Source organism: Shewanella sp. MBTL60-112-B2 (assembly GCF_019655055.1).
Taxonomy (GTDB): domain Bacteria; phylum Pseudomonadota; class Gammaproteobacteria; order Enterobacterales; family Shewanellaceae; genus Shewanella.
In genome coordinates this window covers 12,674-29,114 of the sequence record NZ_BPFA01000037.1, presented here as the reverse complement: position 1 = coordinate 29,114, position 16,441 = coordinate 12,674, and the positions used below count along the sequence as shown (strand labels likewise).

Genomic DNA, 16,441 nt, shown 5'->3' with positions numbered 1-16,441 from the left:
AAAAAACGCGCATTAAGCGCGTTTTCTTATTGACTCGATATTACTTCTTCTGATTTTTAGCTAGTTTTTCAATATCTGCTAAATCCAAAGTAATGTATGCAGTTTCATCTAAAAATGCATCTGCAACTTCGACGTCATCAGGTATATCATCTAACGATTTAACTTTTTCTTGGCCTTCTTTTACAAGCCTTTCGTTAGCACGATCTAATTGTTTCTTGTCATTTTCTTCACGCTCGGCTAAGCGCTCACTCTTAACTAACGAAACAGTTTTATCATCATGATTCTTTTTAAATTCAGCAATATCTTGGAAAATATAACCAAATTCAACATCAGATTTAATTCTATCTTGATGCTTGCCATCTAAGTTAGCGATAAGCTGAGGATAAATTTCACCTAGCGTACCATACTGCGCAACAGGTACTTTATCCCAAGGCAATGCATTTTCTTCTTCAGCTTCGCCGTATTCGCCAGGCTCTAATGCACTTGGGAACGGAATATCCGGTGTCACACCTTTTAGCTGAGTACTACCACCGTTAATACGATAGAATTTTGCAATTGTGTATTGAACATGACCGATAGGTTTTTCGTACATATCATAGATACGACCTAAGCTCTTGTGCTGCTGAACCGTACCTTTACCAAAGGTTGATTCACCCACAATCAATGCTCTATCGTAATCTTGAAGCGCCGCAGCAAAAATTTCTGAAGCTGATGCACTGTATCTATCAACCATCACAGTCAGTGGGCCATCGTAAGTAACGCGACCGTCATTATCTCGGTTTTGCGACACTCGGCCATTAGCATCACGAATTTGTACTACAGGGCCTTGTTCAATAAATAGGCCCGTTAACAATGTCGCTTCCGTCAAGGCTCCACCACCGTTACCGCGGAGATCGATAATAATGCCTTCAACTTTCGCTTCTTTTAATTCTGCTAACTCTTTAGAAACATCTTTAGACAGATCCATATAGAAACCAGGGATCTGAATGACGCCGACTTTACGATTAGCATAAGGTCCTTCAGTCGGCTCAACCACTTTGGAGGTTGCGGCACGATCTTCAAGACGGATTTTATCTCGAACAATGGTCAGCTCGAATGTCTTCGCACTTGTACCACCTTTCTTAGGTAAAATTTCTAGGACAACTTTACTGCCTTTAGGGCCTTTAATCAGCTCAACGACATCGTCCAATCGCCAACCAATAACGTCGACGATATCTTCACCATCTTGACCTACACCGACAATTCTATCTTCCGGAGACAATTTCTCACTCGTGGCCGCAGGGCCACCAGCAACAAGACTCTTGATTACGGTATAGTCATCGTCAACTTGAAGCACTGCGCCAATACCTTCAAGGCTTAGGTTCATTTCCATCTGGAAACGTTCGGCATTGCGTGGTGAAAGATAGCTAGTATGAGGCTCTACGGTACGAGCAAAGGCATTCATTACACCTTGAAATACATCTTCACTGTGTGTCTGGCTTAGACGCTTAATAGAGTTGTTATAACGCTTTTCGAGGATAGTAACGATTTCATCCCAATTCTTTCCGGTCAAAGAAAGATTTAAAGCATCATACTTAACGCGTTGGCGCCAAAGCTCATTTAAATCGGCCTCAGTTTTTGGCCAATCCGCATTCTCACGATCGTACTCGTATTTATCGCCAGGAACATCAAACGCCATCTCTTCATCAAGCAGCGATAATGCGTAAACAAAACGTTCGTAGCGTCGCTTTTGTACAAGCTCAAACATCTTGTAAGCTTGGTTTAAGTCGCCACTTTTCAACATATCATCAAATTGCGTCGAATAAGGATTGAAGCTGTCGATATCTGATTGCAGCAATACATTCTTACGGTAATCTAACTGTTTTAGATAACGCTCAAATACTTGCTGTGAGAATGCATCATCCATGTCGAAACGATGATAATGAGAACGGGTAAATAGTCCGGTAACACGCTTACTGGCTACTTTATGCTGCGGTTCCTGCTTTAGAGCGGGTAACTCGCTGAATTGAATAGTTGGGCTAACAGCCCACGCCGAGAATCCGACAAAAATACCGGCAATGGATACAGCCAGAGAAAGTTTTCGCATCAACAAGTCACTCCTTTAGGTGCTCTTAAGCCATTACAGCAGTATGTGTTCAGCTCTAACTTTAATCGTTAAACCAGAGTCTAACTGAACTTGAACATCTTCTTTCTTAATGTCCAGAATCACACCAGCTACTGGTGCTTTACCTAATTTGACATTAACACGCTGGTTTGGTTTCAATTCAGTTAAAACCGCAGGCGTTAAATTTTCTGCCACAGCAGGCTCTTTTGCAGGTTTGCTGCTTTGAGCTGATTTTGGACGCTTAGCAACAGGCTTCTTAACTGGCTTCTTAGCCGTTTTAGCTGCAGGATTTGCACTTTTAGCCTGTGCAACTCTTTTAGCCTTTGCTTTGTCTTGGCTTTCTTTTAGTGTAGCTGCCGCGTGGTCAATGTGCTCTTGTTCTAGCTCACCACAAGCATTGCCGTCTAAATCGATACGCTGTGCGCCAGCTTTAACGCACTTAAGGTAACGCCAGCTACTGGTGTATCTTCTTAATGCGATTCTGAGCTGAGTTTTACTGACTTTAGAATCATCAGCTAACCTTTCCGCTAAATCTTGAAACAATCCGATTTTTAATGGCTTAGTTTCGCCTTCAGCTATAAAGCACAAAGGAAATGTTTCGTACAAATACGCAAGAATAGCGTTGGTATCGGTCAACTTTTCTGTTGATTCCATCTTTACTTCCACAGTTTTAAAAAAGGGACACCGCCGACAAGCTCAATCGCTCTAATCAACTTAAGTGTCGTTTATATTTGTCTGATCTAGGCACAAACCACAAATGAAAAATTGTTAACATCTGTTTTTAGCCCCTGAAACCAAACCTACCTTAGCAACTACAAATCACAAACTCCATGTATTCGTATGTCGAATATAATTGTGTCTGCTTTTTTCATTACTCAAACCGCTTATTATAGAGAGGCTTCAAATGATTGCGACCTACAATTAGCAATAATTGGTCGTAGATTAACCAATTAGGCAAATTTCGAGACTTTTTACCAAAGTTTCGACGCCCTGTTGATCAATTTCACTGAATCTTGATAACGAAGGGCTATCAATATCTAGTACACCGATAACCTTTCCATTTTGACGTAAAGGCACAACCAACTCAGAATTACTCGCACTATCACAAGCGATGTGCCCTTCAAATTGATGTACATCATCGATTCGCTGGCTAGCATTAGTTGCTACTGCAGTTCCACAAACCCCTTTACCGATTGGGATCCTTGAACAAGCTACTTTTCCTTGAAAAGGCCCAAGAACCAACTCATCATTCTTTAATAAATAAAACCCAACCCAATTCAGATCGGTGAGGTTATCGTTTAAGAGAGCTGAAAAGTTTGCTAATGCTGCTATCGAATCATCTTCGCCGTCCAGTAAGGCCAGCACTTGACGATTAAGAGTGTCATAAAAAGCGTTCACCATTAATATTCCCTAACAGTTTTATCTACAGATAAGAATGTAATAGCAGCATATTAACAACAAACTATGCAATTTTAATACGCCATTTTATTTTGGCTCTTTACTGTCTGTTTTTTTAACCGCTTTTTTTGGCGTGACCTTTTTCTCAAGTGAGCCCCCTTTCAGTAATACTTGAAGGTCATCTTTATGCTGTGCAAGGAAAAAGCCCAGTCTTTCTATATCTTTCTCTTCTAACTCTAAATCACTTTTACTCAAGAACGGAATTAGGTTGTCTGCGATATCTAGCATCTTATCGTAGGCATCAGCCTCCTTCTTCGATGTAAAAGTCATCTTTTCAACCCCTTCTCTAACGACAACAAATTGAGTTACAACGGCCATATCCAACCCCCACACTGTTTTTATATACAGTGGAGAGTCTCATACATTCAACTTCTTATGCAAGTTTTCTCTATTATCTGATAAACTTATTTACGTAATGGCTCTATATTTTCAATCGCATACGTGAAAAAATTAACTTTTACGTTTGATTAACGCATATTTCGTACACTTGGATATTGAAACCAATGGGAAAGGAAGCTGTAGATAACAGTATTACTTTGTGTCGCTCTTGTGATTTAGTCATTAGGAAGCGTGCGCTGCCTACGGGCGTACGTGCCATATGCCCTCGATGCCATACCTCACTATACGATACGCCATATTGCTCAATAAACGGCATGTTAGCCTTATGCTTAACAGCTATTATCTTTTTTGCTCCGGCAAATTTATTCCCCGTGCTAGAGCTCGAGTTCCTAGGCAGTATTAGAACAACGACAGTTACAGAGGGGGCCTTAGCTGTTTATTATCAAGGCTATTGGTTAGTTGGAATTGCAGTATTGACCTCCGCCGTCATCGCGCCGGGCATGTTGCTGCTTTCTATCTTGATGCAAATTTTAATCATAAAGTATGGACTTAACTCCCCTTCTTTAAGAATTGCTCTAAAGCATTCATTAAAGATCCAAGGCATACTCACTCAGCTCACCATGTTGGAAATTTTTGTTATTAGTTTCTTAGTCGCTGCATTCAACTTAGCCGATTTTGCCACCGTCTCTTTTGGTTTCGGTACTTTCTGCTTTACTATGCTATTTATAATGACTTTATTTTTAATGCGTGAGTATGACTTAGAACATATGTGGAGCTATCTTGATGAACGATGATCAGCCGGCGACGTTAGGCCAAGATATCGGTCTCACATCATGCACAACATGCCATAAAGTCACTTGTGCAAAATCAACTCATTGTAGTCGCTGTAATGCACCGCTTACCATCAGAGACTACTCAAGTGTACAAAAGAGCTGGGCGCTGCTAATAACCGCAACTATTTTATTGGTCCCCGCAAATCTTTACCCCATTTCTACTTTGACGAATCAGGGACGAGTCACCCAAGATACCATTTTCTCTGGCATCGCCCATCTTGTTAAAACAGACATGATCCCCATCGCAATTATTCTATTTGTTGCCAGTATTTTGGTCCCCATTCTTAAGATTGTGGGATTAACGATTTATTTGTCGGCGATTAGTTTTAAATTACCTATCTCTAAAAAGAAGCTGATGACCGGCTTTCATATTATTGAATGGATAGGACGTTGGTCTATGCTCGACCTTTTCGTTATATCTCTAACCGTTGCTGTCGTAAACATGGGCCAGTTATTAGACGCAAAACCCGCGCCTGCGGCTACAGCATTCGCCTTAGTTATTTTACTCACGCAGTTAGCTGCAAAAGTCATAGATACCCGTTTACTCTGGGATAGATTGGAAGCCAAAGATGACTCAAGTTCAAACGCCTAAAATCGTAAAGAAAAAACTATTCTCACCGATTTGGTTACTCCCCCTTATCGCGCTTGCATTAGGCGCTTGGCTCGGTGTGAAAAGCATTCGAGAATCAGGCGTTGAGGTAACTATTCACTTTCCTAGCGCGACAGGAATGGACATTGGTAAGACACTGGTAAAGTATCAAGGACTAACTGTAGGTAAAGTCGTTGATATGAGTATCGATAAAGACCTAAATGGCGTAGACGTTAGTGTCATCATGGACTATCGCGCAGCACCATTTGTTAATGAGGGCACTAAGTTTTGGTTAGTAAAACCTAAAGCCAGCATTACGGGGGTTGAAGGCTTAGATACGCTGTTCTCCGGTAATTATATCAGTATCTTACCTGGTGAAGGTGATTCAAGGTCATTTTTTGAAGCCGAGACTACAGCCCCAGTCATCACCCCTGGCGTCGAGGGGCTGATTGTTCATATCACAACTAAGAAGTTAGGTTCATTAGATGTGGGCTCACCAGTATTTTACAGGCAGATCCCTGTGGGCCAAGTAGTTGGCTACCATCTTGAAGGTTCTGAGCAAATTCTAGTTACCGCCTTTATTCAGCAGCAATATGCCGAGCTAGTAAAGGTTAACTCCCAGTTCTGGAATGTCTCAGGGATCAGCATCGATGCCTCTCTTTCAGGTATAAAAGTCAGCAGCGAGAGCCTTGCATCTATTCTAGCGGGCGGGATCAGTTTTAGCTCAGATGATGATTCAGAATCAGCTACAAATAAACATGAATTTACACTCTATGATAATCAAGAGCATGCCTTAGGCGGAGTGATGTTTAGCCTCAAGGCCAGTGGTGATGAAGCGGTCTCTCAAAATGCGCCTATCCTCTATAGAGGGATCCAGATTGGGCAAATTATCCAGAAGACGCTCAGCGATGATGGAGTGTCACTAACAGCTAAAATTGATGGCAACTATCAAGAGTTACTCACTGAAACTGCCGACTTCTGGTTAGAAGGAGCTGATATTTCTCTTGCAGGGGTCAAGCACCCCGAACGTTTAATCACTGGTAGCGTTATTAATTTCGTACCCGGTACTGGCGCAGCCAAGCAACAATATACATTACTAACACAAGAACCTGAGCCAAAAAACCTTAACAGGCTATTACTGACATTGCATTCAGGGTCAAATCCAGGAGTGAGTGCTGGCGCTGAGATCCGCTACAAACAGATAAAAATTGGACAGGTTTTATCGAGTAACCTCAATTCAGCCTTAACTCAAGTTGAATACCAGGTAGAGATCGAGCCAGACTTTACAGGTTTAGTTAGCGCAAATAGCCATTTCGTCGCAGAGTCTGCTTTAGCCATAGATGCCAGCCTCGATGGTGTTCAAGTCAAAACTCGAGACTTAAATACCTTAACCAGCGGCGCATTAAGTCTAGTAAAAGGCTCAAGTAAAGCGTTAGCAACCAGTGAAAGTGCATTACGTGTATTTGCTAGTAGTGATGAAGCAAAAAATTATTATGCCAGTTATAACCTTATTAAAAAGCGAATTCTAAGCCAAGATGGAGCCGACTTAGCTGCAGGTTCTCCCATCTATTACAAGAAGATGCAAATTGGTCAAGTAACAGGAGTTCAGTGGCAAGCAGCAAACAATAATTTTGTCATCGATATGACCATCGAACGTGCATTTCAAAGTTTATTAAATGATAAAACGGTATTTTGGCGAAACAGTGCAGTATCAATTAATGCCAGTTTATCGGGGGTCGAGGTTGAAGTGGCTCCGTTAAAAGCCGCGTTAAAAGGCGGAATTAGTCTTGGCCTTATTGAGGGTAAACAGATAGCCGATAGTCGTTATCTTTATGACTCTCGCTTCCTCGCCTTGAGCCAAGCAAAATCAATCAGCCTCACCTTCCCTGCTAGTGTTAAGTTAGCAGCAAAAGCGCCTATCCGTTATCAGGGGCACAAGGTTGGTGAAGTTGACTCGGTCACATTAACTCAAGATCTAAAGCAGTTAAGTGTTACAGCTTATCTATATGGTGACTATGCCGCCAACTTTAACCAACAAGATGCAAGCTACTCGATTATCGATGCGGATATATCTTTAGCCGGTATTAAGGCACCTGAAACATTACTGACCGGTCCGTATATAGAAGTGTTTCCAGGTCAAAGTGCTATAAAGGCAACCAGCTTTGTCGGTCAACTCGAAAAAACCTTCCATAATCTAGATAACGCTTTGACTTTTAATTTGAGTAAGAGCAATTTAGGCTCCATAAAGGTAGGTACTGCTATTTTCTTTAGAGGGATAAAAATCGGCCAAGTCGATAGCTACCAATTATCTCAGCAAGGTACTGGCATCATTATGAGTGCCCACGTTGAGAGCAGGTACAAACACTTGATTAACCAGTCGAGTGTGTTTTGGGATCTATCTGGTGTAAAGGTTGATCTTGGACTCTTTTCAGGGGCTCAGATTGAGACGGGTTCTTTAGAAACTATCCTTGCCGGTGGCATAGGTGTCGCCACAGAAGAGACGACCCAATCAACTAACGCCATAATGAAGCAACACACATTTTCGCTTAAATCTGAAGCTGACAGTAAGTGGCTTAGTTGGACACCCATTCAAAAAGCGCAGATTGAATAGCAATAGTTTACCAAGCTTACTGCTATGGTCATTCTATATAACTAAAAACGAGGCTTAAGCCTCGTTTTTGTTATCCCTCTATTTGCTATTTATGCGCCTGCAGCTATTAACCATAGAATTGATAACAAACCAGTATTGCCGCGACGATCCCTGCCAAATCAGCAAATAATCCACAAGCTAAGGCGTGCCTTCCGTTGCGGATCCCTACCGCACCAAAATATACCGCTAATACATAAAATGTCGTCTCGGTACTACCCTGTAGTATCGCCGCTAATCGACCTGCAAATGAATCTACACCGTAATGTTGCATGGTTTCAAGCATCATGGCTCTAGCACCAGAGCCACTAAATGGCTTCATAATTGCCGTTGGCATTGCATCAACAAAACGGATATCTCCGCCCGCAAACGCCACTAAACCTGCTATTAGCTGTAAAAAGTAATCTAATGCCCCTGAAGCTCTTAACAGTGCTATTGCCAGCAACATCGCTAATAAATACGGGATAAGTTTTATCGACTGTGCAAATCCCTCCTTCGCGCCCTCAATAAATTCATCGTAAACAGCCACCTTTCTCATGCCTGCTACAAGTACGAAGCTAAAGATCAGTAGCAGTAATATACCGTTGCCAAGGCCAGTGCTAACCTCGCCTATCGCAGATACCGTTAAGGTACTCAAATAAAAAACGAGTCCTATAATGGACGATAAAATAATGCCAGCATAAGCCAGCACCACGGTATTTATAAGTGATAACCTTTGCACTAAAGCCACTAACGTTAACCCTGCGAGCGTAGAGGCCGTTGTAGCAAGTAATATCGGTAAGAAAATATCCGCAGGCGCTGCCGCACCTTGCTGAGCACGATATAAGAAAACGGTAACTGGCACTAAGGTGATTGAAGAAGTATTTAATACCAGAAACAAAATCTGTGCATTCGTTGCCACACTCTTATTGGGATTTAAAGTTTGCAGATCTTGCATCGCTTTAAGGCCTAATGGCGTAGCTGCATTATCTAGGCCTAACATATTAGCAGTAAGATTCATTGTTACACTACCAAAGGCTGGGTGGCCTCTAGGCACCTCAGGCATGAGCTTAGATAGCAACGGCTCAAACATTTTTGAAAAAACAGCGACCACCCCCGCTTTTTCACCAACACGCATCAGCCCCATCCAAAGGGATAACACGCCAACTAACCCCAACGCGATTTCTGCAGCTAACTTTGAACTTGAAAAAATCCCAGCTACGCTGTCGGAAAGCACTTGAGTATGGCCCGTTAGCAGTTGTGCCAAAATTGCGAACAAAGCCGTTGCAAAAAAGCCAAACCAGATCTTATTTAGCACTCAAGTTTCCTTCTATCCATTGTTAAATTAATCTCATTAATTTTTTACTCAGCGGCTGTTAAACCAATCTCACTAATTTTTTATTCAGCGACTCATTGCAAAAAAGCCATGACAAGCATTCACGCTCAGCAGTGCTATCCAATGCAGAATAGACCTGTAATCAGCTGCCTTAAGTTTCGTCACTTCATGGCATAGTGGATCTTTCATATTGCAGTGTCTTAGCTTTAAACCTGTTATAATCTCGATACTTTACCGCATTATCTTCGACATATGGCTCATTTTAATCAGAATTTTCTCGATAGTATCGAACGCGATCTCCCGTCTCACCTTTCTATGGAAGACTTTATCGCTTACAGCAATAAACCGTTACGGCTTTCTATTCGAGTTAACACGCTCAAAATAAGTAGCGATGACTTCATCGATTTGATGACTCAAAAAGGCTGGCACTTCGACCCTATTCCTTGGTGCAAAGATGGCTTTTGGGTAACGCTCAATCAAGAAATCCAATTGGGTAATACCATCGAGCACTTACAGGGCTTGTTCTACATTCAAGAAGCCAGCTCAATGCTACCGCCTACAGCTTTGTTGGAGCAGCTAGAAACCACAAAAACTGCACAGACTTGCTTCGATAACTTATTCGAAAATAGTGTCGTGCTCGACATGGCGTCAGCGCCTGGGTCAAAGACCACCCAAATAGCAGCACTGATGCACAACCAAGGCCTGTTAATCGCCAATGAATATTCTGCTAGCCGAGTGAAAGTGCTACACGCTAATGTAGCCAGAATGGGCGTGGCTAACTGCGCGTTGACCCATTTTGATGCTCGAGTGTTTGGCGAATATATGTTTGAAACATTTGACTCAATATTACTCGACGCCCCTTGTAGCGGAGAAGGCACCATCCGCAAAGATCCTGACGCACTAAAAAATTGGGATAACAATGATGACAAGGGCATTGTCGACACCCAAAAAGCACTCATTGAGTCAGCTTTTCTAGCGTTAAAAGTAGGCGGCAGCCTTGTTTACTCGACCTGTGCGTTAAGCCGACAAGAAAACCAAGATGTGTGTCACCATCTAAAATCTCTCTATGGTGATGCCGTTGAATTTGGCTCTTTAGCTACACTATTCCCACAAGCTGATAAAGCTTGTACAGAAGAGGGCTTTTTACATGTATGGCCCCAGATCTTCGACAGCGAAGGCTTCTTCGTAGCAAAAATCCACAAGATCTCAGCTGTAGAACGCCAACAACCAGAGCCAAAAAAGCAGAAGAACTTTCCTTTTAGCTTGGCTAAACCTAAGCAAGTTGAAGAGTTAGCACAGTACTTCAAGGACACTTTTTCCATTACCTTGCCCGATAATGCTCAGATGATGGTACGCGACTTGGAGTATTGGTTGTTCCCAAATCCTGTTATGCCATTAATCGGTAAGATGCGTTTCCAAAGAATTGGAATAAAACTCGCAGATGCATTAAAGAAAGGCTACAAGGTTCGCCATGAGGCTGTTTTGGCATTGTCATCCCCTACTCGTTTTGAACTCAGTGATGAGCAAGCAAAAGAGTTTTTAATGGGACGAGACATTAGCTTACAAGAAAAGGTTAAACCTCAAGGGGAAGTTATTGTCAGCTACGCTAATAACTCACTCGGTGTCGCTAAGCACTTAGGCAATAAATTGAAGAACAATCTGCCGAGAGATTTGGTTAAAGACAAAATTGCACTGTATTCACATAAGTAGTTACATTTGGGTGCTGATAAATAATCACCCACAATCTCAAAAGGTGGTCTACACTCTATATCATTAGTCTTTAGCGATGATGTGATTAAACTTATTTTACCCACAGGGTAACAACAGTAGCGCACGGCTCCTAGTGAGCCATTCCCCTAGACCCAGAACAATCGGAATAGTTTTGGGTCTTTTTTTGTCTGAAATTTCTAATTGCTATAAGAATTAGCGACCCGCTAATCTTGCAGCATCTTTAAAGAGAGTAAAGAAGTTCTCAGTGGTGTACTGGGCTAAATCGGGATATTTCTCCCCTCTTAGCTCTGCTACAAACTCGGCAACATCACGTACAAATGCGGGTTGGTTTTCTTTACCTCGGTGAGGAACTGGCGCTAAATAAGGTGAGTCAGTCTCAACCAGTAATCTATCTTTAGGCACTTTTCTGATCACGTTACGCAGATCAGCTGCATTCTTAAAGGTCACAATTCCTGAAACGGAAATGTAGAAACCTAAGTCTATTGCAGCCTTTGCCATTTCCCAATCTTCAGTAAAACAATGCAATACACCGCCAACTCGGTCTGCATTGCCACGTTTAAGAAAGTTAATCGTGTCTTCACGAGCATCTCGAGTGTGAATAATTAGCGGCTTATTCACTTTAACGGCAAGATCGATCTGCTGCTCAAAGCAGGTTTGCTGCAATGCTTTGGTTTCATTAGCGTAGAAATAATCCAGGCCTGTTTCTCCAATTGCAACGACCTTTTCATCACAGGCAAACTGCTCAACCTCTTGAATATTTAAGCCATCTTGCACATCTAATGGGTGCACCCCAGCAGATAGGAATACTTCATCGAATGCAGCCATTTTCTGCTTCATATCGAGAAAGCCTTGTTGCCTTACGTTAACACAAAGAAAGTAAGCAATATCTCGTGCTTTGGCTGCTGATATTACTTCTTGAAGAGACGCCTGATCGGGGGCTATTTTTAAACGGTCTAAGTGACAATGTGAATCGATAAGCACGATGAAAATCCAACAAACAACAAAAAGGACAGCAAGTCTACCCAGCTACATAGTGCAGGTCAAATCGCCGGAGGCTAGCTCACGGGAAAGCAGTTGCTCTATCTGATGTTTATGAAAGTCAGGCTCAGTTAAAATCTTTACTCCAATGCCAGCGGGTCGCCCACCAGACGCCCCTAACGGATTAATCCAGATCACTGAGCCTTTAAAGTCGTGGCCTTGAGTCGTGCCGGGTAACTGATAAGTAATCATTAACTCTTGGCCAAGTACGAAGCTTTGACTACAGCTAACAAACATACCAATAGGCTTAATAAACGGCATATAAGCGCGGTACAGTTGCTGCAAAGATTCAAATTTGACAACAAGATTAGTCATAATTTCCTATTGGTTGATTAGCTGATTATACTCAATGGTTAGCGCATCAAATAAGGCTAACGTATTGACCGTTGGCATCACAGATAAACGCGTTTCTAACTGCATCACTTTCGCGGCAAAATTGGCAATCTTGACTCGAGTAAGAGGATCACTATCTTGCTGTTTAACCAAAGCACGATGCAGCACAAGATATAAAACCTTAAGGGCATCAGAAACTTGCTTTTCATTAACATTTATTAAACTAGCACACAGATGACCCGACGACAAACTTTGTGTCCAGCCTTTTCTATACTCTACTAGTGTTTTATATCGCTCAGTTTCAATTGCAGATATCACCGCCATCGGCCCGCCAACGACGGGTAAACACCAAGATGGATCATTTTCAGTGTCTAGCTGTTCTTTAAGCCACTGCTTCACTTGAATTTTATTTGGCAGTTCAACTCGTAACCTTTGGCAACGACTGCTAATAGTTGCGATTAAGCGACTAGGAGCATTTGCTTGCAAAAACAAAATGGTATCCTTGCCAGGCTCCTCAAGTGTCTTAAGTAAGGCATTGGCTGATGCCTGATTTAAGCGTTCACTATTTAAAATAACCGCGACTCGTCGACCGCCTTGTTGAGATGTTGTAGTCAGTTTCTGACAAAGCTCACGGATCTGATCGACCTTAATCTGAGCACCATCGGCTTCCACTCGGTAAAGATCCGGGTGATTATTGGCTTCAATCAGTTGACAAGCTTTACAAAATCCACAGGCTCCACCGTGTCCAAGTTGTTGACAAAGAGCCATTTTAGCTAACTCAAGCACTAATGACTCACCGCCATAGCCTGCATCCATGCCGACAAGGTAGGCATGACCGACTTTGGCAGTCTTAATTTGCGCAGAAAAGTTATCTAAGGTGGTTTGCAGCCAAGGAAGCGCCGTCATATTACCAACTCTGCTCTTGAAGAATCGCAATAATATCTTTATGAACTTCAGCCATACTCTGGCTGGCATCGACGATTTTAATAGACTCATCAGCATCGGCAAACGACAAGAAAGTCGCCCGAGTTCGGTTAAAAAACTCTATTTCTTGTTGCTCAATACGATCAAGCTCACCACGGCGAGCCGCGCGTTCGAGGCCTAGTTTCGGGTCTATATCCAGATAGAGAGTTAAGTCTGGCTTAAATCCTTTTAAAGTCGCATCACTAATCGTTGATACCAAAGGCATTAAGTTTCTGCCACCACCTTGATATGCGAGGGATGACAAATTATGTCTATCGCCTAACACCCACTCGCCATTAGCTAAAGCTGGTTTAATTACGTTTGCAACTAGTTGCGCTCTAGCCGCATAAAAGAGTAGGCATTCGGCTTCATCGCACAAAGGGTCAGAATCGTTAGCAATTTTTACCAAGTCGCGCATCTGTTCAGCGAGCGGTGTACCACCCGGCTCTCTCGTGCAAATTGGCGCTTTACCTGTGTGCTTCTCAATAAAATCTCTCACGAGGGCTATCGCGCTTGACTTACCTGCCCCTTCAAGCCCTTCGATAACGATAAATTTGGCTGATTGAGCTGTTGTGACTGGTGTATTCATCGATTTCTCTGATATTTGTTCACTGCACGATTATGCTCGTTCAGTGTTCTTGAAAAGACATGGCTACCATCATTTCGTGACACGAAATAAATATAATTTACATCCGCAGGATGTGCGGCGGCTTGAATAGCCGCTAAACTTGGCGCTGCTATAGGCGTTGGTGGTAATCCATTAATTCGGTACGTATTAAAAGCTGTGGTTTCACGCAGATCTTTGCGAGTAATATTGCCTTTATAGTTATCACCCATCCCGTATATTACTGTCGGATCCGTCTGTAGGCGCATGCCCTTACGTAATCGATTAACAAAAACCGCTGCAATCCAAGGGCGCTCACTGGCTTTACCTGTCTCTTTTTCGATAATTGACGCTAATATAAGTAGCTCATAAGCCGACTTGAGCGGTAAGTCTTTTTGACGTCCCTGCCAGGCTTTATCGAGTTCAAGTTGCATTTTAAGATAGCTTTTATTCAGTAATGCTTTGTCACTGCTCCCAGCACGGTAATGATAGGTATCAGGGAAGAATTTTCCTTCAGGCAGTCCCGATTCATCGCCATTAGCGATTAGCACTTGCTTAAACACATCATCTTGTTGAGTCAGTCTTTGTTGCTGAACAAGCTCCTGACGCCATTCTTTAACAGTTTGCCCTTCTAATAGCGTCACACCAAATGACTTTTCTTTGCCACTGATGACTTTGTCCAGCAGACTATTGAGTGTATCAGTCGGCTCAACTTCATAAAGACCTGAGCGAATATTGGCAAGCTCCGGCTTAAGTCGTACCAGCCATTTCAGTTTCCAACCGTCATCGATTAACTGCTCGGATTCTAAATTAGCAATAAACTGATTAAAGCTGGTTCCACGCTTAATATTAAGCTCTTGTGAAGCCGTTAAATTAACCGGTTGTTCACCATAGGCTAGCAAGGTGTTATATCCCCAATATGCACCTATAGCGCCTAAAGTTGATAACGTAAAAAGTGTCGCGAAAAGACTTATAATTGCTTTTTTCATAATGTCAGACTGAGTTGTTCTCTTATCTTTGAAGTCCAAGATGCTTTGCTAAAACGCATATTTTCGATAGCCAAAACATCAATAAGCCCAAACAGGCTATTGGTCATAAAAACATGCTTAGCGGTGTTTAGCATGCTGTAATGAAAGTCGGTGACCTCGACTTTATACCCCATCTGTAATAATTGATGGATAACTTGCTCACGCATCATGCCTGCAACCCCAGCAAAACTCTGCCGAGGTGTAATGATTTTCTTATCGAATGCAAAGAAAATATTCGCCATCGATGATTCAACTATATAATCATCAGAGTCCAAGACCAGCCAGTCCTGAGCATACTGTGCCAAATCCACCGACTTAATCAGTACTTGCTCTAAACGATTACAATGCTTAATACCAGCAAGCTTAGGCTGCCGCCCTAATCTCACATCGGACACTGCTAAGCAAACACCCTGCTGCTGCCAATTTTGATAATGAGTAGGTAAGTTATGCACCGACACAATCTCAGTCACATCTAGAGACCCAGCAGCTTGTGAGTGCAACCCCGGCATTGCCTCGCTTTGCAGCGCTATGTCACTTTGAGTAATAATTGCAGGGTTATGGCGAACAACACTGGCCGCGTATCCTCGACCACCTACTCCACGCGTCAGCAGTATTTTGATACATGAATTAGGGTTAGCTTCGGCTAAACGACTAAGTTGCTGCTGCAGTTTATTAGATGGATGCCAGTCAAACCCAAGCCGATAAGCGCCTTGTGTAAGTCGCTCAAGATGTGATTTTAAGAATTGAATTTTGCCCTGATGTACTCGCATGGTTGCGAATAAAGCATCACCATAAGCTAATCCCCGATCAAGAGGGTTAACATTATTGCCGGGATGTCCATCTACCCAAACTTGTGTCATTAGCTATCCTGGCTAATACGGCTAGCAACCGCTTCTTGCTGGTCCTTATACTTAGCACTTTCACGCTTGTTATAAGGTCTTGCAACTGCATGTGCTAAACGCTCAAAATTGAGTGCACCAATGGTCATACTGGGTTTAAGTGCTAGCGGTAATTTACCACTGTTGTAAAACTCCAATACAATCTTACCCTGCCAACCAGGATCGATTCGATGGGCCGTTACATGTACCATTAAACCCAATCGAGCCAGCGATGAACGACCGTCTAACCAACCTACAATATCGGCAGGTAAAGTGACGTTCTCATGGGTAATCGACAGTGCCAGCTCTCCAGGGTGAAGGAAGAAGGATTGACCCTCTTCAATCACTATGGTTTCGCTCATAACTCGATCTAACGCTTCTTGCACTTCAGCACTTGGACCACTTAAATCAATATAAGGGGCGGTATGATCTTTAAAAACACGAAATTGGTTTCCCAACTTAACATCGACACTGACACCACTTATCGCTTCAGGTGCAGGGCGTGGCTCCATTATGATGGTGCCATTATCTAAGCAAGCTTCAATTTCAATGTCAGTTAATCGCATAGTCGCCGGTTGCCT

16 protein-coding genes are annotated in these 16,441 nt (G+C 42.6%); 4 read left to right on the top strand and 12 right to left on the bottom strand.

The features are described from left to right. Positions 1-40: 40 nt before the first annotated feature. The 4 genes from prc to K5Q73_RS18610 all read right to left on the bottom strand — a co-directional run bounded on the left by prc (position 41) and on the right by K5Q73_RS18610 (position 3,880). Complete coding sequence (gene prc / locus K5Q73_RS18625; RefSeq protein ID WP_220759213.1) at positions 41-2,086, bottom strand: carboxy terminal-processing peptidase; 2,046 nt, start codon at positions 2,084-2,086, stop codon at positions 41-43. A 33-nt stretch (positions 2,087-2,119) separates the two neighbouring features. Further along, positions 2,120-2,758, bottom strand: a complete 639-nt coding sequence (gene proQ / locus K5Q73_RS18620) for an RNA chaperone ProQ (RefSeq protein ID WP_220759214.1) — start codon at positions 2,756-2,758, stop codon at positions 2,120-2,122. A gap of 288 nt (positions 2,759-3,046) precedes the next feature. Further along, positions 3,047-3,505 carry a GAF domain-containing protein gene (locus K5Q73_RS18615; protein ID WP_220759215.1) on the bottom strand — a complete coding sequence of 153 codons (459 nt, stop codon included), beginning with the start codon at positions 3,503-3,505 and terminating at the stop codon, positions 3,047-3,049. Positions 3,506-3,589: 84 nt separating this feature from the next. Next, positions 3,590-3,880, bottom strand: a complete 291-nt coding sequence (locus K5Q73_RS18610) for a YebG family protein (RefSeq protein WP_220759216.1) — start codon at positions 3,878-3,880, stop codon at positions 3,590-3,592. A gap of 185 nt (positions 3,881-4,065) precedes the next feature. Between K5Q73_RS18610 and K5Q73_RS18605 the strand changes: the two genes are divergently transcribed. Genes K5Q73_RS18605 through K5Q73_RS18595 form a run of 3 tightly spaced genes read left to right on the top strand, consistent with a single transcriptional unit; the run spans position 4,066 to position 7,934 of the window. Further along, complete coding sequence (locus K5Q73_RS18605) at positions 4,066-4,695, top strand: paraquat-inducible protein A (protein WP_220759217.1); 630 nt, start codon at positions 4,066-4,068, stop codon at positions 4,693-4,695. Beyond that, on the top strand, positions 4,685-5,326 hold the full coding sequence (locus tag K5Q73_RS18600; RefSeq protein ID WP_220759218.1) for a paraquat-inducible protein A: 642 nt from the start codon (positions 4,685-4,687) through the stop codon (positions 5,324-5,326). Before K5Q73_RS18605 ends, K5Q73_RS18600 begins: the two co-directional genes overlap by 11 nt. Further along, the gene (locus K5Q73_RS18595) at positions 5,304-7,934 is read left to right on the top strand and encodes a PqiB family protein (protein ID WP_220759219.1); all 2,631 of its coding nucleotides are present in this window, start codon (positions 5,304-5,306) and stop codon (positions 7,932-7,934) included. The genes K5Q73_RS18600 and K5Q73_RS18595 overlap by 23 nt, the downstream gene beginning before the upstream one ends. 106 nt (positions 7,935-8,040) lie before the next feature. Here the strand turns inward: K5Q73_RS18595 and K5Q73_RS18590 are convergent, their stop codons facing one another. Beyond that, the gene (locus K5Q73_RS18590) at positions 8,041-9,267 is read right to left on the bottom strand and encodes a nucleoside recognition domain-containing protein (protein WP_220759220.1); all 1,227 of its coding nucleotides are present in this window, start codon (positions 9,265-9,267) and stop codon (positions 8,041-8,043) included. 270 nt (positions 9,268-9,537) lie between these two features. On the opposite strand from K5Q73_RS18590, the gene rsmF reads away from it, so the two are divergent. After that, the gene (gene rsmF, locus K5Q73_RS18585; protein WP_220759221.1) at positions 9,538-10,995 is read left to right on the top strand and encodes a 16S rRNA (cytosine(1407)-C(5))-methyltransferase RsmF; all 1,458 of its coding nucleotides are present in this window, start codon (positions 9,538-9,540) and stop codon (positions 10,993-10,995) included. Between the two features lie 213 nt (positions 10,996-11,208). On the opposite strand, the gene K5Q73_RS18580 is transcribed toward rsmF, so the two are convergent. Genes K5Q73_RS18580 through dcd form a run of 7 tightly spaced genes read right to left on the bottom strand, consistent with a single transcriptional unit; the run spans position 11,209 to position 16,426 of the window. Beyond that, positions 11,209-11,997 (bottom strand): TatD family hydrolase, encoded by a 789-nt coding sequence (locus K5Q73_RS18580; RefSeq protein ID WP_220759222.1) that lies wholly within the window; start codon positions 11,995-11,997, stop codon positions 11,209-11,211. 45 nt (positions 11,998-12,042) lie between these two features. Beyond that, positions 12,043-12,369: a PilZ domain-containing protein gene (locus K5Q73_RS18575; protein ID WP_220759223.1), complete on the bottom strand. Its 327-nt coding sequence runs from the start codon at positions 12,367-12,369 to the stop codon at positions 12,043-12,045. 6 nt (positions 12,370-12,375) lie between these two features. Beyond that, positions 12,376-13,293, bottom strand: coding sequence for a DNA polymerase III subunit delta' (gene holB / locus K5Q73_RS18570; protein ID WP_220759224.1), 918 nt, complete (start codon positions 13,291-13,293; stop codon positions 12,376-12,378). Position 13,294: 1 nt separating this feature from the next. Then, complete coding sequence (tmk, locus tag K5Q73_RS18565; RefSeq protein ID WP_220759225.1) at positions 13,295-13,939, bottom strand: dTMP kinase; 645 nt, start codon at positions 13,937-13,939, stop codon at positions 13,295-13,297. After that, a complete protein-coding gene (gene mltG / locus K5Q73_RS18560; protein WP_220759226.1) occupies positions 13,936-14,943 on the bottom strand; it encodes an endolytic transglycosylase MltG in 1,008 nt (335 codons plus the stop codon). Before mltG ends, tmk begins: the two co-directional genes overlap by 4 nt. Next, on the bottom strand, positions 14,940-15,842 hold the full coding sequence (pabC, locus tag K5Q73_RS18555) for an aminodeoxychorismate lyase (protein WP_220759227.1): 903 nt from the start codon (positions 15,840-15,842) through the stop codon (positions 14,940-14,942). The genes mltG and pabC overlap by 4 nt, the downstream gene beginning before the upstream one ends. Further along, the gene (dcd, locus tag K5Q73_RS18550; protein WP_220759228.1) at positions 15,842-16,426 is read right to left on the bottom strand and encodes a dCTP deaminase; all 585 of its coding nucleotides are present in this window, start codon (positions 16,424-16,426) and stop codon (positions 15,842-15,844) included. Before dcd ends, pabC begins: the two co-directional genes overlap by 1 nt. Positions 16,427-16,441 lie beyond the last annotated feature (15 nt).

Bases quoted from the DNA above. Each gene is read 5' to 3' on its own strand.
- prc (WP_220759213.1), bottom strand. From the start codon at position 2,086: ATGCGAAAACTTTCTCTGGCTGTATCCATTGCCGGTATTTTTGTCGGA.
- proQ (WP_220759214.1), bottom strand. From the start codon at position 2,758: ATGGAATCAACAGAAAAGTTGACCGATACCAACGCTATTCTTGCGTAT.
- K5Q73_RS18615 (WP_220759215.1), bottom strand. From the start codon at position 3,505: ATGGTGAACGCTTTTTATGACACTCTTAATCGTCAAGTGCTGGCCTTA.
- K5Q73_RS18610 (WP_220759216.1), bottom strand. From the start codon at position 3,880: ATGGCCGTTGTAACTCAATTTGTTGTCGTTAGAGAAGGGGTTGAAAAG.
- K5Q73_RS18605 (WP_220759217.1), top strand. From the start codon at position 4,066: ATGGGAAAGGAAGCTGTAGATAACAGTATTACTTTGTGTCGCTCTTGT.
- K5Q73_RS18600 (WP_220759218.1), top strand. From the start codon at position 4,685: ATGAACGATGATCAGCCGGCGACGTTAGGCCAAGATATCGGTCTCACA.
- K5Q73_RS18595 (WP_220759219.1), top strand. From the start codon at position 5,304: ATGACTCAAGTTCAAACGCCTAAAATCGTAAAGAAAAAACTATTCTCA.
- rsmF (WP_220759221.1), top strand. From the start codon at position 9,538: ATGGCTCATTTTAATCAGAATTTTCTCGATAGTATCGAACGCGATCTC.
- K5Q73_RS18575 (WP_220759223.1), bottom strand. From the start codon at position 12,369: ATGACTAATCTTGTTGTCAAATTTGAATCTTTGCAGCAACTGTACCGC.
- holB (WP_220759224.1), bottom strand. From the start codon at position 13,293: ATGACGGCGCTTCCTTGGCTGCAAACCACCTTAGATAACTTTTCTGCG.
- tmk (WP_220759225.1), bottom strand. From the start codon at position 13,939: ATGAATACACCAGTCACAACAGCTCAATCAGCCAAATTTATCGTTATC.
- mltG (WP_220759226.1), bottom strand. From the start codon at position 14,943: ATGAAAAAAGCAATTATAAGTCTTTTCGCGACACTTTTTACGTTATCA.
- pabC (WP_220759227.1), bottom strand. From the start codon at position 15,842: ATGACACAAGTTTGGGTAGATGGACATCCCGGCAATAATGTTAACCCT.
- dcd (WP_220759228.1), bottom strand. From the start codon at position 16,426: ATGCGATTAACTGACATTGAAATTGAAGCTTGCTTAGATAATGGCACC.